A 20,466-nucleotide genomic window follows, 5' to 3' on the forward strand; every position below is an offset into this window, starting at 1 on the left:
AGCGTGATTTCTTCATTGTTAGCTCTCCGTATTGGCGTAGTGTACGCCGGAGAACTCTAAATGTGGATGCCGCTATTTTAGGGGAGGTTTACAATATCAAAGGTCAGGTCCAGCAGATCTTTGAGCAGGCGGAAGCGTCTCTGGCAACGGTTGACAGCGATAACTCCCGTATCCTGTCTGTGACCATCTACCTGACCGACTTTGCCAACATGGAAGGGTTGAATGAGGTGTGGGATGCGTACTTCCCCGAAGACTGTGCGCCAAGCCGCGCTTGCGTAAAAGCAGAGCTGGCAAACCCAGGCTATCTGGTCGAGATGGCGTTTACCGCTGCAGCGGGCGAGAAGTTTCTGTAACTGATCGCTGATGAACGCCTCTTTGACAGGAGGCGTTCTGCGTTGTCGTTTCGTTGTGTTCTTTCCTCACTTTTCACGAAGCGTGTGTTGTCAGCTACACTGCACCTCTCTTAGGTTTCGAACTCCTGTAAGCATGATGATTCAGCTCGATAAAAAAATGCGCTTTGTGTGCCGAGTCTTTGCCATCGGATTTGGTGCAGCGTTGATCTCGATGTTGGATGGTGCATACAGCTACAACAACATCGGCCATACCCATGTGGTGAGCGCATCGGGTAGCCCTCTTAAGTTTTGGTTTGCGGTGGTGTGGGAAAGTCTGATCTTTGTGGTGACCTTCTATCTGGGCTTTATCGCTAAGCCTAAGCCTGAATAAACACAAGGCTCGTACTGCTAGCCATTTCGCTGTTTTCAAGATGGAATAGTGCAGGGCCTGACATAGACTGCTGCTATGTCAGCGACAGAGATGGCATGAAATAACTAAGGGCACTGTATTTACAGTGCCCTCAGCTGACCGATTAGAAGACTGCATACTATCTCAGCCATCGAATTGCCTCAGTTCTCAATGACCTCGACCGCGCATGCGGTGCAACTTGCGTACCCGATCTAGGTTTTCAGAAGCCTCAACCCGTGCATTATCTGCACAGTGGACGCTGGATCGGAATCCGGGGTGATCACAGTTTGAAGAGGCGTTGTAGTAGGGAGCGTAGCCGCGCGCAAATGTGGAAGGAGATATGGCTGTTGCCAGCGCGACGACCAGCGCAATGGTTATGACGGAAAGGGAACCCGAAGCTTTCATAATGCCCCCTCCTTGTTAGAAGGTGAAAGTGAGTAGTGCAATCTGCACCCTATAACAGCACGTGCAAGGGCATCAGTTGTGTACTGTCTTAAATTAGACCCGCAGCCTATTCGGCGGTTCACAATACTGCTTGCCTATAGAGAGCCGGGCTCTTTGCCATACTCTTATTGTTTAGCGTGTTGCCGAGGGGCGAATCCTGCGACGGCAACTACTAACAGGCAATGATGTGGCGTGGTTTTCGTGGCGCGCTATCGTTGGCATCGGTTCTCCACCACGATGGAAGTGGAAGGATGGTACACGGTGCAGTCAATCATGTATGCGGTGGTGTTCTTTACGCCGGTTGTACCGGCGCCGTTTATGGAAAAACGGGTGGTCAAAACCCGCGGATAAGTTAACCAACTGTTTTGAGATGTTGAAGCAAACGCTACGCTGGCCCGATATTTGCTCTGGTAACTCTTAGTCAAATGTTAATAAGGAGATAGGGATGTCGATTCAGCAGACACAGGCCTACAGCGCTGTAAATCCGGTACATGGCACCATGCACGCGCGTACGACCGGGGTAGGGAGCGGCAGTGGCGAGGTGGCAATTGGCGGCAATCAGGCGGCACAGGCTGACCGCTCAGTTGCGGTTTCAGATCAGGCACGAGCTTATGCCGCATCAGAAGCTGTGTATCAGATGGATACGGGAGGCGGCGCAACAAATATAGACCTGGAAACCTACTTTACGCCCAAGCAAAACAATGCCGCAGTGCTGTCGTTTGATGGTCTGTTGATGCCGACGGCCAGGAATGTAGCGACACTTCAGGCGCATATCTCGAAGGTTTTTCCTGACTTTCTTGCGGCGAATGGCATTCCCGAAGCGCCCGATAAAATTACCTACGATGGTTCCGGTAACGTCGTATTGCCGGACGATTATCCCTACAGCGATAAACTAAAAGCAGCACTCGCCAGTGATCCGGCAATGGCGCGGGAGCTGAGTACCGCTAATGCGTTGGCGTCTCACGTGGCCGGTATGCAGGCGACACAGCCATTCCATGACGAATACGAGCAGGCCAAGAGCCAAGCTGAAATTGATGCGATCATAGACAAGTACAGCTATCTGTTTGGCGATAACCGCCGTTACCCAGATATTGCACTTTTGTTTTCTGATCAAGGCGCATTAACGATTACCGCAGACAGTAAAGCGCTTGTTTAGTGGGACAGGACGCAGATCTAACTGGTTATCGGTGAGATGTGATACGGGGGAGGTGTGAACGTGTTTCAAATCTCCCGTATCGGGTGAAAGTGCGGCGATTGTGAGCCAATCTATATGCGGTTCGCCAGGGGTGTCAGGGCGAAATGTTGTGAAGGATAACCGGGGTTTCCCAAATCGCTTCAATCATCGGTTGGCAGTGGGGTGTGCTGCTCCAGAACAGGTCTTTTCCTATACGTTCCGCTGGTTCCTGAAACGCTTCGTTTTCAAGGCGTGTAATCAACTGGCGGGTCACTGCAACGCTGGTGTCGATCAGGACAAGATCGGGCCATTTCTCTTCAATCAGCGGCTTCAGAAAGGGATAGTGGGTGCACCCTAGAACCAGGGTATCTGCGCCATGGGCAACCATGGGATCGATATAGCGGTGGAGCAGCTCGAGGGTTTCTGGTGTGTGAAGTTGGTTTTGTTCGATCTGCTCAACCAGGCCAGGGCAGGCCTGCAGTATTACTTGACTATTGCCTTGTACCCGTCGGATCAGGGCGCGCAAATTTGGGCTTTGCACGGTGCGCTCGGTGGCGATTACACCCACGATACCGGATTCGCTCAGCTCAATGGCGGGTTTTATACCCGGCTCTACCCCTATCACGGGAACGTCGATCTCTTCACGCAAGGTGGCGATTGCTGAAACAGTGGCGCTGTTGCAGGCGACAACGATCGCTTTGGCACCATGCTCAATCGCTAACGCAGAAATTTTCAGCAAACGGCCGGTGATAAAATCGACACTTTTGCTGCCGTAGGGCGCATTGGCTGAATCGGCGATATAGAGGAGGTCTTCTGCTGGGAGATGGGCACGTATCTGGCGGGCAACCGAGAGGCCGCCAACGCCTGAGTCAATTACTGCGATGGGTTGAGAAATCCGTGTCCGACAGTCCATTGAGCGTATCCGTAAGTGCAAGAAGATATAGAGCTATCTACTTTAGTCTAATAATTGGGTGCGTGCTAGATCTGGATGAAAGAGGTTGGTGAAGCCGATCAATCGGGGGCTCGCAAAGCGTCTGCCAAGTGATCGAACACGACACGAATCCTTCGGCTGCTGCGCAGTTCACGGTGGGCTACCAACCAGCGCTCGGCGATAAAGGGCTCTATCTCCTGCAGGACTTTTACAACGTTGGGCTCGTTATCTCCTACCTCTATCGGCATAACACCGATACCAAAGCCGTTTTTCACCATCTCCCACTGGACCAGATGATGTTCACACACCACCGGGAAGTTGGCGCGAGTGACAGCCAGGCCCCTGGCATTGAGCATATTGATCATCTCGTCTGACTGATCGAAGCCAAGAAAGGTGGCTGTGCCGAAGTGGATGGGGTGTGTCAGTGATTGGAGATAATCCGGTGTGGCGTAAAAGCCCACCTCCACATCGCTAATCCGTTTGGAAATCAGATCCGGTTGCAGCGGACGAAAACCACGAATGGCGATGTCTGCTTCACGGCGTTTCAGATCGCTGGTCTGGTTGGTGGCGATCACTTCCAGAGTGATGCCAGGGTGAGTTGTACGCAGGGACTTCAGTATGGCGGGCAAGCCAAACGCCGCCATCGATTCAGCTGCGGAGATCACCACGTTACCTTCAATCGATTCGGATTGGCCCGATGCCGCAAGGGAGAGCTGGTTAGCGGCCTCGCTCATGGCTTTAACGTATTCAACCAATTTGAGGCCGGTGGGTGTGAGGCTGAGTCCTCGACCGTGGCGCTCAAACAGCACTACACCAAGTTCCGCTTCCAGGGCGGCGACTTGTCGGCCAAGTGTGGGCTGGGTGGTGTTCAGCGCACGAGCAGCCGCTGAGAGCGAGCCCTCTTCAGCGGTGACAAGGAAAGCTCGAGCCCGATTCCAGTCGAAATTTATTGCGCGCCAATCCATACTAATACGTTTATCTGAAATGCTTTTATTGGGAATATTCAGTAAATATACGCATGTATAGTATAGCGATGGGATAGATGTTCAATGCTCTGGAGGCCAGATGGCTAGCCAATCCAAATTCTGGGACCGAATCGCCCAGCGTTACTCAAAACAGCCGGTCGCGGACGAGTGGTCGTATCAGAAGAAACTGGCGGTAACCCGTGAATTCCTGACACCGGAAAGCAGTGTGTTGGAGTTTGGCTGCGGCACCGGAACGACCGCAATCACCCATGCCCCGGCAGTTAAGGAGGTGATGGCTATCGATATCTCGGCAAAGATGTTGGAGATAGCACAGGGTAAGGCGAGAGCCGCTGGCGTTGAAAACATCCGCTTCAAGCAGTGCGGCCTTTCTGAGTTGCACAGTGGTGATGAACGTTGGGATGTGGTGTTAGGTATGAGCATCCTGCATTTGCTGGATGATAAGGACGAAGAGATCCGCCGTGTGTTTAGATTGCTGAAGCCGGGTGGTGTATTTGTCACCAGCACCGCTTGTATCGGCGATTTTTCCAGCTGGTTTAAATACATCGCTCCATTGTTCCGCTGGTTACCTTTTCTACCCAACGTTGCAGTATTCTCGGAGCCGGACCTGAAGGAGAGCCTGACCGCCGCGGGCTTTACGATTGAATACGACTGGCGGCCGGGAAAAAACAAAGCTGTGTTCATTGTGGCGCGTAAGCCTCGGTGACCGGCGTTGGGTTGGAGCATCAGCCTGAATCGACCAAGCGGGTTAATAACAAATACAGCGGCCAGTCGTTAGCTACGTTTTGTGGCGAGTGAAGGATATTTCGGCCACAGAACGTAGATTCGTTTCCGTAGGTCAGTCATCGCGAAGCGACGCCTGACATGCTGGGCACCACTTGGCGGATTCGTTTATATTGCGGAAGGAAATGAAGAGGCTGTGTCGTTTTAAGAACGTTTCGGATTTAAACCGCGCTTTCAGGTGACGCAGATTCGTCGGTAGTTTCAACTATAGCGGGCCATACACTGTAGCACCCCGCTCCGAGCACGACGTTGTAGGGCAGCGTTCACGCTGCCGGTAGCCTGAAGGCAACCCTACAATATGTGGGCGGATCATACTTATAGCGAGTGTTATTCTTGGTCCGTCTCCCCCATAGTGGGTGCCAAATAATAACAACGCTAAACGCATCAACGAAGGGAGTTTTGAGATGGAGAGCACCTCCAGGTTTGATCACTTTATCGAGTCCTTTACCCAACTGATCGAGCAGGGGGCCAGCGAAGAGCAGGTCTTCTCCGACGGCAAAGCGTTGATGGTGGATCTGGTCAGTAACGACGACTGGCTACCGGAGGAGTTTGCGCAGCCATCCGAAAGCACCTATCAGCAGTTTCTGCTGCACTGTGATCCGCAGGATCGGTTCTCTGTAGCGAGCTTTGTGTGGGGACCGGGCCAGACGACCCCGGTACATGATCACACCGTTTGGGGTATGGTGGGTATTCTGCGCGGGGCTGAAACCTGTGATGAATACGCCGTAAGTGATGACGGTATTCGCCACCTAGGCCAGCATCTGCTAAATCCGGGTGAGGTGGATCTGGTATCGCCGACTGTGGGTGACGTACACAAGGTATCTAACGCCCACGAAGATAAAGTATCGATCAGTATTCATGTATATGGCGCCGATATCGGCAAAGTACAGCGCCATACCTTTAATCCGGAAACCGGAACACCTGCCGACTTCATCTCCGGTTACACCAACCGCGCCTAACGCCCTATCTACTGACGAAAGGCTAGCGGTACAGCTTTTCGGCCCATTGGGTCAGACCGGCGGTCACGCTGCCAAAGTGATCGCCGTCCACCACCGGAATATCGCCTAGCTTCTCGGCAATTGCTTTGCGTACCACCGGTGATTTTGCGGTTCCGCCGGTCACGTAGATCAGGTCCGGCGTGCACTGTGCCTGGTTCAGTGCTTCGGTCATCAGGTCCACAATCTTCGCAACAGGGCGATCAACGGCCAGTTCATAGGTCTCCTTGCCGATCGCCTGAGTGAGCGCCTGGTCGATGTAGTTCAGATCGACAGTGTGCTCCGACTGATCAGACAGTTTAATCTTCGCCTGCTCGGCACTGCGCACCAGCTGATAGTTCTGCTTCATCTCCTGCAGTTGCAGCAGGCGCGCGAGTTTGTGCGGTTCCTCTGCGTCACGCTTAAGTTGTTCCATCAGTTCGATGTTCTGCATGGAGTTAAACTCGGTCTGAGCGGGAATATCGTTCACAGACACCGCGTTCCAGTACGGCTGACTTGGCAGGGGGCGGCCGCTTCTCAACGTACCCCCCATCCCAAATACCGGCATCAGGCCTCGGTAGGCCAGATTGATATCCAGATCGTTACCGCCTACACGTGAACCGCTGTGGCCGAGGAAGTCGTCGCTGCGATCGGCCTTGGCGCGGTGCTCCGGCCCCATGCGCACCACGGAGCAGTCGGTGGTACCACCACCCACGTCCACCACGAGGACGGTTTTGTTTTCGGTCAGATCAGATTCGAAGTTGATACCTGCCGCCAGCGGTTCGTACAGCAACTCGACAGACTCGAAGCCAGCACGTTCAGCGGCACGGTTTAAAATCGCACAGGCCTGTTTATTAGCGTCTTCACCACCAAGGCCCTGGAAGTTGACCGGGCGTCCGATCACAGTATGGCGCAGCTTGCCGCCCAGATTGCGCTCAGCGGCTTTCTTAATCTCAAACATCATTGCGCTGACGATATCTTCGAAGAAGGCGATATGTTCTGCGCGCAAGCCGCTCACACCCAGGAAGGATTTAGGCGACTTAATGAAGTAACCCTCTTCGGGCAGATCGATGTAGTTCTCAATCGCTTCTTCACCGACAAAGACCGTCGGCTCGCCCGGCGCAATATCATGCTCGCGGCGGGCATTAGCTGCCATGCGCAGCTGGTTGTCGCGTTCCTTCATGTACTGTTCGCGCAGCACCGGATTTTCGATCTGTTTCGCCACTGCTTCACAGATTAGCTCGCGCGAAAGGGCGTAAAGGGTAGAGGGCAGGAAACGCTGATCGCCATACATCGGTAGCAACTCAATGCCACCGGTTGTACCGGATTTGGAGTGAGGAACGCCGATGGCGCAGTTAGAGCTTCCGTAGTCGAATCCGGCAATCATGGGGTGTTTCCGCAGTGCATAAAAAAAGGGCGCGTACGTTAACACATACGCGCCCTAATAGGAGTACTTTCAGGAGTACTTTGACACACAAATGGTGTTACTGACCGGGTGTTGCTGCCGTTGCCAGACGCACAGCCAGCAGCGCAAGAGCACCACCGCAGACACGGTTCAACCAACGTTGTGCATTTTTGTTGGCTTTAAACCAGCCAGACAACCGGCCCGCCACGTAACCTACCGGTGTTTTAACCAGGAAGGAGAGCATCGCAAAGGTAGAACCCAGTGCCAGCAGTGCCATGGTTGGGTTTGCGTTGTCTGCCGATACAAACTGCGGCAGATAAGCAAAGAAGAATATCGCGATTTTTGGGTTGGTCACGTTGGAAAGTGCTCCGGCAATAAAGCAGCTTTTCAACGTACCTTGTGCACCCGCACCTTCGTCAATTTCAATCGGTGGCGCCTTCAGTGTTTTGTAGCCGATGTACAGAAGGTAGGCCGCACCTACATATTTCATGATGCTGAAGGCCAGCTCGGAGGTTTGCAGCAGGGCACCTAAGCCCATCGCCACCAATAGGGTGTGACCCAGTAGACCGGTGGCTACACCGGCTGCGGTAACAATGCCAGCACGGGTATTGATCCCGATAGAACGGGAGATCACCAGCACCATATCCTGACCTGGTGATGCAATCAGCACCAGGGAGGTAACAATAAAAACGATCAGTGTTGAATCTAACATCGCAAACTCATTATTCACGTTGAACTTGCGATGCAGTGTATATGAAGACTTTTATAAATAATTTGGCAAAAAGCCGATTGTGTTCAGCAAAAAGCTGAAGTTGAGCTTTTGAAAGCCGAATGGCCTAGTGCTTACGCAAGCTGCTCGGTGGCATACCGAAGTAACTGGAGAAACGGTGGCTGAACGAGGAAATATCCTGATAACCCACATTGGATGCGATCACGCTGATCGGGTAGTCAGTGTGTACCAGCAGAGCACGGGCTTTTTCCATGCGTAGGCGCAACAGATGCTGACCCGGTGTGGTCCCTGTTTCCTTTTTAAACAGCGCTTTAAACTGGCTCAGACTGAGGCAGGCAACATCCGCCAGTTCACTCAGGGGGGGCGACAAACTCAGGTCCCGTTCAAGGTATTCGATCACCTTGGAAATGCGCGGATCAATCTTTGTGACAAACTCTTGCTCATTTAACAGTTGCACAAACCACTCGCCCATACTTGCTTCAAGTGTAGGGCTGATCTGGTTTTCGAGCTGTTTCTGTACGAAATAGCAGAATGAGAGCACCGGCTGGGAGACAAAGATGAAGGATTCCGTGAGGTTCTTCATACTGTCGGGCAGTTCATCCATATCCGCCACCAGAAACTGAGATCCTTTGGATGGGGCAAACTCATGCTCATCACCCTTGAGCACAATCACACACTGACCCGGTGCCGCACGTTCGTGGTGGCGACCGGTATCGATGTTGGTCGTGCCCAGCAGCGGGAAGGTTAACTGGTAGTGATCGTGGGAGTGTCTATCGCTATCAAAACTGTAGGAACGAATAGAGAGCTTAGCTGCCATTTTCTGTCCAAAGAATTAGGTTGATCTCAGGGTGAATGGTAGCTCAATTTTGGGATTATGTATTTTGGTGAAAAGCCGGTCGGCTTGTTTGGGAAGCTGATGGGAATGGGTGAAAAGCCGGTTGCAGAGCAAAATTGCCGGGTTCTTCCCTAAAACCCGGCGGCGAGAGACAGGGTTGTTAGACGAAGGAGGGTTTGCGGTTATCGATAAATGCCTGCATACCTTCGGCACGATCCGGTGTGGCAAAGCTCAAACCAAACAGATCACTTTCCATTACACAGCCGTTTTCCAGATCCAGATCCTGACCACGCTGCACCAGCTGCTTGGTCATCTGGATGGCAGTGGGGCTGTTCTGGCTGATACGGCTGGCAAGGGCAACCCCTTCACTTAACAGGTCCGATTGCGGATACACATGATTCGCAAGACCACGTTGCAGCGCCTCTTCTGCGTTCATGGCACGGCCACTTACTAGCAGCTCCATCGCCATGGCGCGGCCCAGCAGTCGAGTCAGGCGCTGACTGCCACCAAAACCCGGTGTTATACCGAGGCTAACTTCCGGTTGCCCAAAGCGGGCGTTGTCGGAGGCGAGGACAAAGTCACAGCTCATCGCCAGCTCGCAGCCGCCACCCAAGGCATAACCGTTGACCAGTGCGATCACGGGGATCTTCATCTGTTCCAGACGACGGAACGCCGCCATGCCACGCTCGGCAAAGGCTTTACCTTCCAGCGGGGTAAGAGTATTCATCTCGGTGATATCAGCACCGGCCACAAAGGACTTATCGCCTGCACCGGTGATAAGGAGAACTCGGGCGTTGCTGTCGTTATCAACCTGCTCAACCGCTTGGGCTAATTCCGAAAGCACTGTCGTATTTAGAGCGTTAAGTACCTTGGGACGGTTGATGGTCAGCAGGTAGATGCCACACTGGATTTCGTTAAGTAACAAGGTTTCGAAGCTGGCTTCGATTGCTGGGATCTGTTCAGGCATATTCATGATCTCACCTTAGCTGTAATCGAAGAAGCCACGACCGGATTTACGGCCCAGCAGTCCGCTGTCGACCATCTCTTTGAGGAGTGGACACGGGCGGTATTTACTATCGTTGTAGCCTTCGTACAGCACCTGCATGATGCTGAGGCAGGTATCAAGACCGATCAGGTCGGCCAGCGCCAGTGGCCCCATCGGGTGGGCGGCACCCAGTTGCATGGCGCTATCGATTTCGGATGCGCTGGCAACGCCTTCGTCCAGGGTGAAGACCGCTTCATTGATCATTGGGATCAGGATGCGGTTAACGACAAAGCCCGGACGATCCTTGGCGCTCACGGGCACTTTCTCCAGCGCGTTCACCATCTCGATCACGCTGTTATAGGTTTCGGTGCTGGTGTGCAGACAGGTGATCACCTCAACCAGCTTCATCATTGGCACAGGGTTCATAAAGTGCATGCCGATAACCCGGTCTGGCCGTTTAGTTACGGTTGCCAGACGGGTGATAGAGATAGAGGAGGTGTTGCTCGCCAGAATCGTATTCGGAGGGCAGATCCAGTCCAGTTCACTCAGAATCTGTTGTTTTAATACTTCGTCTTCGATTACGGCTTCGACCACCAGTTGTGCATCGGCCATGGCGGTCAGTTCAGTGGCAGTGGTGATGCGGCTGATGATCGCATCGGACGACTCCTGCAGCTTACCTTTGCTGTTCAGTCGCTCCAGGCTATTCAGGATGGTATCCAATCCACGTTCAAGTGCAGCTTCGTTGATGTCGTTGAGGATCACTTTCAGGCCAGCTGTTGCGAAAGACTGTGCGATGCCCAGCCCCATCTGACCGGCACCGATTACGCCGATGGTTGAGATTGTCATGGTACTACTACCTGCGTTGAATTTAGTGTGTTGACTTAGCCGGTCGCCGAAAAGACGTGCCAGCGCTGTTCGAAAAAGGGGGCTTGCGTATCAAGAAGCCCCAAAAGGACAGGGTGTGTGACAGTGTCACGTCACACACCCAAAGGCATAGGGAATGCTTTTAAACGTATGGGATACGTTACTTACTGTATGGCTAGGATGTCGCCTGTGGCTGCGCCTGCACAGCATCCAATGTTGGCTCAGATGCGGTGTGTACAGTCTCTTCATCAATGTGTGCTACCACGACATTGCGGCCACTCTTTGGACAACGGGCGATAGCACGTGCTGCCAGATCGTTACCAAAGTCCTCGCGAGCCCAGCGCAGCATGGAAGCAGCCATAATGGCCAGGACGGGGATCATCGGCAGGGCTACCAGAATGGTTGATGTCTGTACCGCTTTCAGACCGCCAACAGACAGCAAGCCCACACCCACAAGCGCCAGCAGCAGGGTCCACAGGATACGGTTCCAGCGCGCTGGTTCCTGATAACCGGTGATCTCTTTGGTACAGATGGACGCCAGCATGTAGGCAGAACTGTCTACAGTGGTTGCCAGGAACACGAAACAAAGCAGGGTGAACGTTGGCAGCACCAGATCGGCCATTGGCAGTGTTTGCAGTACAGCAACCACCGTTGCCGGGATACCACCTTCGCTCAGTACAGCCTGCAGGTTGACGGTACCACTGACGTCCAGGTCGATGGCATAACCACCCCAGATTGCAAAGAACGCCCAGCAACCTACGGAACCCCAGGTTACCCCGTTGATGATCAGCTCCTTGATGGTACGGCCGCGGGAGATACGCGCAACGAACAGGCCCATCATAGGTGCATACGCGATCCACCAAGCCCAGTAGAAGACAGTCCAACCTTCTGGGAAACCGCCCTTATCAATCGGGTCGGTCCAGAAGTTGATGCGGAAGAAGTTATCCAAGAACAGACCGAAGCTGTTGGACCACAGGTTCAGCAGGAACACGGTAGAACCGGCGAACAGCACAAACACCAGCAGTACAAACGCCAGAACCGCGTTGATGTTGGACAGGGTCTGGATACCCTTGTTCAGACCGTTGTATACACTCCATGCGATCATGGCGGTCCATGCGGCCAGGATCACCAACTGCAGAAAGAAGGAGTCTTCAAGGCCAAACATAACCTGGAACAGTTCGGAGACCAGCGGTACGGACAGGCCCAGGGAGGTGCCGACACCACCGACGATGGAGAAGATCACCACAATGTCGATCACTTTACCGACAGGGCCATCAACCAGATCACCCAGGATGCCACGGCAGGCTTCACTCAGACGCAGCACGTGCACTTTACGTACGTACAGGGCGTAACCAATTGGCAGCGCAGGCATCAGGTACAGGGCCCAAGGTACTACACCCCAGTGGAACATCGGGTACATTGCTGCCCATTCAGCAGCCGCTGATGTATTTGGTTCCACACCCAGCGGTGGACCGGAGAGGAAGTAGAGCGGTTCGACAAACGCCCAGTTACAGATCGAGATGCCGATACCTGCGCAGAACAGCATGGCGATCCATGGGATTTTTTTGAATTCCGGGGTGTCTTCAGGTGCACCCAGTTTGATACGGCCAACCGGGCCAAACGCCAGCCAGACCATAAAGAAAAAGCTTCCGATACCGGACAGCAGATAGAGCCATCCGAAGTTGCCGGTAAACCAGCTCAGCAAGCCGCTTACTGCGGCTTTACCTGCGTCAGGGTTGATCGCCAGTGGCAGGCTTGTTGCCAGGATAACGGCTACTGCAGGCCAGAGAATGGCCGGGTCGATCGCCATCTTGTTGTTATTGTTTTCTACACTCATAGCGTGGTACCTAGGTTTTATTGTTGTTTTAGAGCGCCCGCGGGTCGTTTCGGGATCGACCCGCAGGCACTTCCTGTTCGGACAATGAGTTGGGGATCAGGCCTGAAAAGACTGTCGGCCTGCACCCCGGGGTTGGGTATTAGCTGCGCATATGCACCAGTGCGTCTACGGCGACTGCTCCTTTACCCTGTGGTCGCACCATCAGCGGGTTGATATCCAACTCGGTGACGTGCTCCCAGTGTTCTGTTGCGAATTCGGCAACCGCCATCACCGCATCCACGACCGCATCGAGATCTCCCATTTCTTTGCCGCGGTAGCCCTGCAGCAGCTTGGTGCCTTGTAGGGAACCCACGGCTTCAGAAACGGCCTCGCGCGACGTTGGTAACAGGAGGGTGGCGCTGTCATTCAAAAGGTTGACCAGAATGCCACCGGTGCCCACGATCAGGGCGAGGCCAAACTGTTCGTCCCGCTTCAGGCCGATGATCATCTCGCCGACGAAGTCGGAGATCATCGGTTCGATCAGGAAACGAACGTTATCTAGGCCTTGTGTTTTTAGGCTTTCGGACATGGCATGCGCCGCCGTAGAAACGGCATCCGCATCCTTAAGGTTGAGCACCACCGCGCCCGCTTCAGTTTTGTGGGCCAGTTGGTCGCTCACACCTTTCATCACCACCGGGTAACCGATCTGATCAGCAACTGCAGCGACATCGGCCAGCTCTACGACCTGACCGCCAGGCAGCGGAAGACCGTAGCTGCCTACCAGCTGCTTGGAATCCCACTCGTCCAGCATGCGGCTTTCGCCTTCGGCTTCAGTACCTTGGCGCAGCAGCAACTGGCTGGAATTATCCAGCGCAAGAATCTGCTGGCGACGCAGGCCGTACTTCACGAATCGCGCGAGAGCCGTAACGCCGTCCTTGAGGCCCTGTAAAGGAGCAATTCCTGCCTTCACCAGGCGGTGACGGGCGTTTTCCGGCATCAGTTCGCTAAGGTTGCAGATCACGGCGGCGGTTTTATGATGCTGGGCGTGTGCCGCAATCATCGCATTTACTGCTACCTGCCATTCGTGGTCATCGCCCAGACCTTCTTTAGGGAAGTCGAGTGCCAGAATGGTTGCATCACAGTCACCTTCCATCAGGGTGCCGAAAACCTCGGTGCATGCTTCTTCGTTACCCCAGATGGAGGTGTTGTAGTCCAATGGATTGGAAAGGCTGGCGAAGTCCGGCAGCAGCGCGCCAAGTTTCTCTTTCTGATGTTCGGTGAGCTGTGGCAGCTGTAGGTTGTAGTGGTCCAGGCTGTCGGCCAGCATCGCACTGTCACCGCCGGAACAGGTTAGTACGCCTATACGATCGCCGGCAGGCAGTTCACACAGCGCTGCAATTTTCAGGGTTTCCAGCAATTCACCCAAGGAGTGTACGCGCAAAATGCCAAGGCGGTCGAACATCGCCTGGTACATGTCATCGGAACCCGCTAAGGAGCTGGTGTGACTCATGGTGAGCTGGGTGCCGATGTCGGAAGTGCCTGCTTTTAGTACAACCAGCGGTACGCCTTTTTCGACGGCTTTCAGCGCTGCGCGACTGAAGGATTCAATATCCTTGAGGCCCTCGATGTAGAAACCGATCGCACTGACATTGTCCTGTTCCAGCAGCGGTTCGATGTAGTCACCTACACCCATTACGGCTTGGTTACCCACGCTGATCACATGAGTGATCGGAAGAGAGCGGTCGTGCATGGTGAGGTTGAGCGCCACGTTGCCGCTCTGGCTGATGATCGCAACACCACGTTCGGTCTTCTCACCTGACAGGCGATCCGGCCACAGGGCCACACCGTTGGTGAAGTTGAGTACGCCATAGCAGTTCGGACCCACCAGGGCCATATCGCCAGCGACTTCAACCAAGGCATCCTGGAGTTCGCTGCCGCGGCCACCCACTTCAGCAAAGCCCGCTGCGTAGCACACGGCGCCGCCACAGCCTTTTTCGCGCAGTTGAGCTACCGCGTCTACGGTGAGTTCAGCGTTGACGGAAACGAAGGCAGCATCTGGCGCATCCGGCAGGTCCGCGATCGTTGGGTAACATTTAATACCCGCGATCTCGTCGTATTTTGGGTTTACCACCCAGATTTCACCGTCGAAGCCGATCTTTTTCGTGTTCTGAATTGGCAACTCAAGGTTGGAGCCACCGATCAGCACGATGTGACGCGGTGACATCAAACGGCGCAGGTTATCTTGTTTGGACATATGTAATACCTGATCAAACTCGGGACTGGGTGTGGTGAGTGCCACACCCGTCGTTAGGAATCATCAGCCGACTTACCAGCCGGTGTAGATTTCCATACCACGTTTCTTGATCTGGCCGCCGATGATCACACGCTGGATCTCGGAGGTGCCTTCCCAGATGCGGTCTACACGGGTATCACGCCACAAGCGCTCAACCGGTTGCTCACGCATGTAACCACGGCCACCCATCACCTGAACGGCTTTGTCACATACTCGGCAAACCATTTCGGAGCAGTGCAGTTTCAGTGCTGCAGCACGGGCGTGGTTCATCTTACGATCGTTGTTTTGATCGATATCCCAGCTCAGGCGGTACAGCATGGATTTGGCGGCCATGATCTCAACCGCCATATCCGCCAGCATGAACTCAACCGCCTGAAAGTCGCGAATGGACTGGCCGAACTGAACACGATTCGCTGCGTATTCGTTTGCTTCGTTCGCTGCACGGATTGCAGCGCCTACACAGCGAGCGGCGATACCCAGGCGGGCTTCTACGAACCAGTCTTTGGTCATGTCGTAACCCTGGCCAACTTCGCCCAGGACTTTGTCATCGCCCACGAACACATCGTTGAAGATGTACTCAGGGTGTTTGAATGCAAAGTGGTGGGTGTACAGCGGGGTACGCTTCAGTTCAACTCCTGGCAGGTCTTTGTCGACAAAGAATACGGTTGGTTTGTTTACATCACCGTCAACATGCGCGTGTACCAGGATATAGTCGGCGATGTCACCGATGGTCACGAACCATTTCTCGCCGTTAATGCGCCAACCACCGTCGACTTTATCCGCGCGGGTCGTGCACTGGGAGGGGTCGGAGCCCGCATCCGCTTCAGTGATCGCATAGGCGTCACGGCGTTTACCCTGACACGTAGGGATCAGGTACTCCTCTTTCTGCTGAGGCGATGCAAAACGCATTGGGTAGGATGGGTACCACAGTGCATCCCAGATCGCACCGGTCGCGCCGCCCAGCTGTTCGTTCAGAATGGTCTGCTCGAAAATTGAGAAACCCTGACCGCCATCTTCTTTGCTGTGGTTGGGGGCGTTGAACTCCCAGTCCAGTACCTGTTGGATGATCTGGTTATGGGTCTCTTTGCTGATGCCGTCGTTTTCTTCACACTCCATTTCGTGTGGGTACAGCACCTGCTCGGTAAATTCTTTAGCTTTTGCCTGCAGCGCCTGATGTTCTTTAGAAAGGCTGAAATCCATCACTCATTCTCCATATTTCTTTTTGTGTTGATGATGGTGTGGCAATCGATGCGATGGCCGTTGATGGTCTTTTCTACGTTAAGTGAGCGATGGGACTTTCAGTTTCATTGAGGCGACATTTACCTCCAGGATTCGGCCATCATGATGGCTTTTATCCCTGGCGGTTCGCGGGTTGAAAACAGGATGGCTGGAATCTGAAGGTTTATGTCGTCTCTGTATAAGGGGAAAAAATAAGCCGCGGTTTACCTTTGTGGGCATACCAATAACGACAATAAAAGAGGTAGCCAACATGAGTGCTCTGCTACATATCGAGCGGCATGAATCCGTGCTTCTTATTACGCTGGATCGCCCCAAAGCGAATGCAATCGACAGCACCACCAGCCTTGCCCTGTACCAGGCCTTTGCCGACTTCGAAGCTGATCCGAGTTTGCAGGTCGCGATTCTGACCGGTGGTGGCGAACGCTTCTTCTCCGCAGGCTGGGATCTGAATGCCGCACAGGAAGGGGAAGCGGTAGATGCTGACCACGGTCCCGGTGGTTTTGCCGGACTGACCGAATTCTTCTCTCTGACTAAACCGGTTATCGCTGCTGTGAACGGTATGGCGGTCGGGGGTGGGTTCGAGCTGGCCCTGTCCTGCGACATGATCGTTGCCGCCGATCATGCCCAATTCTTCCTGCCTGAAGCCCAGATCGGTATTGCGCCGGATTCCGGTGGTGTGTTCCGCCTACCTGCGCGTCTGCCTCGGGCAATCGCTATGGAGATGATGTTGACCGGCAAGCGTCTGGATGCCAAGAGTGCCGCGCACTACGGGTTGGTAAATCGCGTGGTTCCACCGGATCAGTTGCTACCAACCGCACTTGAGTTGGCTGCGTCCATTACCCGCAGTGCTCCGCTGGCCCAACGTGCCATTAAAGAGCTGGTGAAGGTAGGAGAGAGTCATCCTATCGATCAGGCGTTCCAAGTGCAGCGCAGTGGCACGTTGCCCAACTATGGCCAGATGCTGACGTCTGAAGATGCGCGGGAAGGTGGCAATGCCTTCGCTGAAGGGCGTGAGCCCCTATGGACCGGAAAGTGAGGTGACAACATGAACCAAGTTTTTAAGTCTGATCTGTTTCGAGGCAAAACCGCACTGGTTACCGGCGGTGGCAGCGGTATCGGATTAGCAATCGCACGTTGCTTGGGCCAATTGGGCGCACGTGTCGTAATCGCAGCGCGTGACGAGAGCCGTTTGGATGCCGCCGCCAGTTTGTTGTACAGCGAATCGATTGAGGTGTTCACCCGCGCGGTAAACATTCGCGATGCCGATTCAGTGGATACCTTGTTTGCCCAGCTGTTGGCCGATGGCATGCATGTAGATGTACTGGTGAACAATGCGGGTGGCCAGTTTACGTCTCCTGCGCTGGATATTTCACCCAATGGATTCCGCGCAGTGGTAGACCTCAACCTGCAAGGCACCTTCCAGATGAGTCAGGCCTTCGCACGCCATTGTCAGGCGTCTGAGGTAAAGGATGCATCGATCGTGAATATCGTGTTGTGCCTGGAGCAGGGGATTCCGGGTATGGCGCATGCGGCAGCATCACGCGCCGGGGTGGTAAACCTGACCAAAACCCTGGCGTGGGAGTGGGCAGATCTGGGCATCCGCGTGAATGCCATTGCACCCGGTACCATCGCGACAGAGGGGCTGGAGAATTACGACGCTGACAATCTGCAGCAGGGTGTTGAGCAGTTGCTGATCAAGCGGATGGGGGAAGCGGAGGAGGTTGCTCAGAGTGTTGCGTTCCTGGCATCGCCTGCCGCGAGTTTTATCACCGGTATCTGCCTGCAGCAGGATGGCGGCGAACACCTGACCGGTGCGTCCCCTCAACGCTAATTGGGAGATTAAATATGCCTTGTTATGAATTTGAAGGTTTGGTGCCGGTGGTTGATCCAACTGCCTACGTGCATCCAACGGCGGTATTGATCGGTGATGTGGTTGTCGGTCCGGGTGTATACGTGGGGCCGCTTGCTTCCATGCGGGGTGACTATGGGCGTCTGATTCTGGAGGAGGGATCAAACCTGCAGGATGGTTGCATCATGCACGGTTACTGTGACATGGATACGGTGGTCGAGCGCGACGGTCATATCGGTCACGGCGCTATTCTGCACGGATGCGTAATCAAGCGAAACGCGCTGGTGGGTATGAACGCCGTGGTCATGGACGGTGCGGTGATCGGTGAAGAGAGCATCGTTGCGGCGATGAGTTTTGTTAAAGCCGGTTTTCAGGGCGAACCGCGTCAATTGTTGGCGGGGTCACCTGCGAAGATGAGACGCGAGGTTACGGACGAAGATCTGTACTGGAAAGGGCTGAACACCCAAGAGTATCAGGCGTTGGCGCAAAGATCCGCGGCAAGTATGAATGAGGTACAGCCGTTGATGCAGGTAGAGGCGAATCGCCCGCGATTGAGAGGTGTTACGGACGTACAGCCGAAGATGTAATTATCTGGATTGGTTGAAATAAAGACATTGATTACCCATCCCTGTTTGCCCGCCGCTTTTGAATAACTGGCGGGCTTTTTTGTTCCAGAGATGAAACATTATCTATTTATGTCGCCCATATATGGGTGAGGTAAGGGGGGCAGCCGCGCACCCCTTACCAATCCCCCGCGGCCCCACTACTTGCCGGGAAAGGCCCGGTTCCCTGCGCGTTTCACAAATAAAACGAAGCAAATAAACTCGGCCTTTGGCCTCAGGCAGAATTTGCTTTTAATCGTTTTATTTGTGGAATGCTACGGCTTCGTAGAGGGGGGAGAAGTCAGTGCTAACCGGTAACATCGAAACCAGAATATCCGATGTAGGGTAGGCTCGTCGTCATCGAAGGTGATCAGCCTACCGGCAGCGTGAACGCTGCCCTACAGTAGCGCGGAGAGTACAGAAAGTTCGCATGCTCTAATCTTTGAGATGGCACGGACCTATCTCCCTTCAGTGCAGCCGAGCATTGCAGCTTTTCCGGGATTTAAGGCGAGGACTGTTTGAGGCCAAAGGCCGAGTTTATTAAAACCCTTCGGGCCAGCTAAAGCTGTTCAAGCTTCGCTTGTCGCAGCCTCCCGGGAAAGCGAAACGCACAGGGAAGTTGGCGAAGCCAACCAAACTGTAGGGCTGACGGGCGGGCCGCGCAGGCATTGATAAGGGGAGTTCAGTGACTCCCCTTATCTCGCCCAATTTGGGCGAGAAGGTAGCTCAATGATGCTTAGACCTCACCCGATCCTCACTTGGACTCATATGAAAATGGTTCCGATAACTGCTGGTAAAGTGCGGCGCCGAACTAAACCCACAGGCAATCCCGATCTCCGACACACTCAGATGGGACTCCTTAAGCAACTGCTTAGCCCGGTTCAATCGCATCTCCAGATAATAACAAGAAGGCGATTTTCCCATATGAGATTGGAACAGACGCTGTAACTGGCGCACCGAAATATGCGATTTTTCCGCCAGCTGTGATGTCGACAGCGGGTCATCCATATTTTGTTCCATCATCGCCAACACCTTTAGCAGGCGGGGGTGATGGATATTCAGGCGTGCCGCCAGGTCGATCCTCTGTTTGTCCGATTTCTGACGGATACCTGTCTTAATGAACTGCTCACACACGTCCAACGCCAGTTTGTCGCCTAACTCGGTCTGGATGATATGCAACATCATATCGATGGCCGAGGTACCACCGGCACAGGTGATCAGGTGACGGTCGATCTCATACAGTTCGTTGGTGACTTCCACATCGGGATGGTCTTCATGGAAAGCGGGCAACGCTTCCCAATGCAGGGTGATACGGCAGTTCTTCAGAATGCCTGCTGCAGCCAGAAGATAGCAGCCCGTATCCATGGCGCCGATATGGGTTCCACCGCGATAGAGCTTTTTCAACCAACTGATGGTCTCTTGACGCAGGTGGTTTTCAGGATTAAAGCTGGAACACACAAAGAGGTTGGTCGGGGCTTCAACGTCACGAATGTTGGTCGTCTGGACAAGGGCAAGGTCGTTGCTGGCTTGAACGGTTTGACCGTCCTCGGAGAGCAACTGCCAACGGAATACCTTACGTCCGGCCATACGGTTAGCAACACGCATGGGTTCGATTGCAGAAAGGAGCGCGACCATTGCGTATTCAGGAATCAACAAAAACGAAACGGTGAATACACCGTCACTGTCGGGTTTCAGGATCATAGCTGCTTTTTCTTATTGTTTTAGGCTAATCGTAGTTGTGGTGGACTGAGCGTTCAATAACTCATTGATAAGGAGTTTTACGCTGAGTCCTGACGCTTACTGCGAAGGCAAAAAGGG

General features: G+C 53.9%; 20 protein-coding genes. 9 read left to right on the forward strand and 11 right to left on the reverse strand.

Going from position 1 to position 20,466, the window contains the following annotated elements; all coding sequences use genetic code 11:
- Positions 1–14: 14 nt before the first annotated feature.
- The 4 genes from QKW35_RS06095 to QKW35_RS06110 all read left to right on the forward strand — a co-directional run bounded on the left by QKW35_RS06095 (position 15) and on the right by QKW35_RS06110 (position 2,341).
- Positions 15–353, forward strand: a complete 339-nt coding sequence (locus QKW35_RS06095) for a RidA family protein (protein ID WP_282351873.1) — start codon at positions 15–17, stop codon at positions 351–353.
- 133 nt (positions 354–486) lie between these two features.
- Entirely contained in the window at positions 487–723 is a 237-nt protein-coding gene (locus QKW35_RS06100; protein WP_282351479.1) for a hypothetical protein, read from the forward strand.
- A gap of 663 nt (positions 724–1,386) precedes the next feature.
- Positions 1,387–1,536: a hypothetical protein gene (locus QKW35_RS06105; RefSeq protein WP_282351481.1), complete on the forward strand. Its 150-nt coding sequence runs from the start codon at positions 1,387–1,389 to the stop codon at positions 1,534–1,536.
- Between the two features lie 94 nt (positions 1,537–1,630).
- The gene (locus QKW35_RS06110) at positions 1,631–2,341 is read left to right on the forward strand and encodes a hypothetical protein (protein WP_282351484.1); all 711 of its coding nucleotides are present in this window, start codon (positions 1,631–1,633) and stop codon (positions 2,339–2,341) included.
- Positions 2,342–2,474: 133 nt separating this feature from the next.
- On the opposite strand, the gene murI is transcribed toward QKW35_RS06110, so the two are convergent.
- Entirely contained in the window at positions 2,475–3,272 is a 798-nt protein-coding gene (gene murI / locus QKW35_RS06115) for a glutamate racemase (RefSeq protein WP_282351487.1), read from the reverse strand.
- A 98-nt stretch (positions 3,273–3,370) separates the two neighbouring features.
- Positions 3,371–4,255 (reverse strand): LysR family transcriptional regulator, encoded by an 885-nt coding sequence (locus QKW35_RS06120; RefSeq protein WP_282351488.1) that lies wholly within the window; start codon positions 4,253–4,255, stop codon positions 3,371–3,373.
- A 100-nt stretch (positions 4,256–4,355) separates the two neighbouring features.
- On the opposite strand from QKW35_RS06120, the gene QKW35_RS06125 reads away from it, so the two are divergent.
- Positions 4,356–4,979 carry a class I SAM-dependent methyltransferase gene (locus QKW35_RS06125; RefSeq protein WP_282351489.1) on the forward strand — a complete coding sequence of 208 codons (624 nt, stop codon included), beginning with the start codon at positions 4,356–4,358 and terminating at the stop codon, positions 4,977–4,979.
- Positions 4,980–5,460: 481 nt separating this feature from the next.
- Complete coding sequence (locus QKW35_RS06130; RefSeq protein ID WP_282351490.1) at positions 5,461–6,015, forward strand: cysteine dioxygenase family protein; 555 nt, start codon at positions 5,461–5,463, stop codon at positions 6,013–6,015.
- Between the two features lie 22 nt (positions 6,016–6,037).
- Here QKW35_RS06130 and yegD read toward each other — a convergent pair whose 3' ends face one another.
- The 8 genes from yegD to QKW35_RS06170 form a co-directional block, all read right to left on the reverse strand.
- The gene (gene yegD, locus QKW35_RS06135; protein WP_282351492.1) at positions 6,038–7,417 is read right to left on the reverse strand and encodes a molecular chaperone; all 1,380 of its coding nucleotides are present in this window, start codon (positions 7,415–7,417) and stop codon (positions 6,038–6,040) included.
- A 97-nt stretch (positions 7,418–7,514) separates the two neighbouring features.
- Positions 7,515–8,147: a LysE family translocator gene (locus tag QKW35_RS06140; RefSeq protein WP_282351494.1), complete on the reverse strand. Its 633-nt coding sequence runs from the start codon at positions 8,145–8,147 to the stop codon at positions 7,515–7,517.
- 124 nt (positions 8,148–8,271) lie between these two features.
- Positions 8,272–8,982, reverse strand: coding sequence for a helix-turn-helix domain-containing protein (locus tag QKW35_RS06145; protein ID WP_282351496.1), 711 nt, complete (start codon positions 8,980–8,982; stop codon positions 8,272–8,274).
- A 178-nt stretch (positions 8,983–9,160) separates the two neighbouring features.
- The gene (locus QKW35_RS06150) at positions 9,161–9,973 is read right to left on the reverse strand and encodes an enoyl-CoA hydratase-related protein (protein WP_282351498.1); all 813 of its coding nucleotides are present in this window, start codon (positions 9,971–9,973) and stop codon (positions 9,161–9,163) included.
- A gap of 9 nt (positions 9,974–9,982) precedes the next feature.
- On the reverse strand, positions 9,983–10,831 hold the full coding sequence (locus QKW35_RS06155; protein WP_282351501.1) for a 3-hydroxybutyryl-CoA dehydrogenase: 849 nt from the start codon (positions 10,829–10,831) through the stop codon (positions 9,983–9,985).
- A 193-nt stretch (positions 10,832–11,024) separates the two neighbouring features.
- Entirely contained in the window at positions 11,025–12,686 is a 1,662-nt protein-coding gene (locus QKW35_RS06160; protein ID WP_282351503.1) for a BCCT family transporter, read from the reverse strand.
- A 139-nt stretch (positions 12,687–12,825) separates the two neighbouring features.
- Complete coding sequence (locus tag QKW35_RS06165; RefSeq protein ID WP_282351505.1) at positions 12,826–14,919, reverse strand: acetate--CoA ligase family protein; 2,094 nt, start codon at positions 14,917–14,919, stop codon at positions 12,826–12,828.
- A gap of 72 nt (positions 14,920–14,991) precedes the next feature.
- Entirely contained in the window at positions 14,992–16,158 is a 1,167-nt protein-coding gene (locus tag QKW35_RS06170) for an acyl-CoA dehydrogenase family protein (protein WP_282351507.1), read from the reverse strand.
- A gap of 289 nt (positions 16,159–16,447) precedes the next feature.
- On the opposite strand from QKW35_RS06170, the gene QKW35_RS06175 reads away from it, so the two are divergent.
- The 3 genes from QKW35_RS06175 to caiE are packed head-to-tail and all read left to right on the forward strand — an operon-like array spanning position 16,448 to position 18,633.
- On the forward strand, positions 16,448–17,233 hold the full coding sequence (locus QKW35_RS06175; protein WP_282351510.1) for an enoyl-CoA hydratase-related protein: 786 nt from the start codon (positions 16,448–16,450) through the stop codon (positions 17,231–17,233).
- A 9-nt stretch (positions 17,234–17,242) separates the two neighbouring features.
- On the forward strand, positions 17,243–18,028 hold the full coding sequence (locus tag QKW35_RS06180; protein ID WP_282351512.1) for an SDR family oxidoreductase: 786 nt from the start codon (positions 17,243–17,245) through the stop codon (positions 18,026–18,028).
- 14 nt (positions 18,029–18,042) lie between these two features.
- Positions 18,043–18,633 (forward strand): carnitine operon protein CaiE, encoded by a 591-nt coding sequence (gene caiE / locus QKW35_RS06185; protein WP_282351514.1) that lies wholly within the window; start codon positions 18,043–18,045, stop codon positions 18,631–18,633.
- A 741-nt stretch (positions 18,634–19,374) separates the two neighbouring features.
- Here caiE and QKW35_RS06190 read toward each other — a convergent pair.
- Positions 19,375–20,349: a GlxA family transcriptional regulator gene (locus QKW35_RS06190; protein ID WP_282351516.1), complete on the reverse strand. Its 975-nt coding sequence runs from the start codon at positions 20,347–20,349 to the stop codon at positions 19,375–19,377.
- Positions 20,350–20,466 lie beyond the last annotated feature (117 nt).

The sequence above is a fragment of the Pontibacterium granulatum genome, assembly GCF_029961155.1.
Lineage (GTDB): Bacteria > Pseudomonadota > Gammaproteobacteria > Pseudomonadales > Balneatricaceae > Pontibacterium > Pontibacterium granulatum.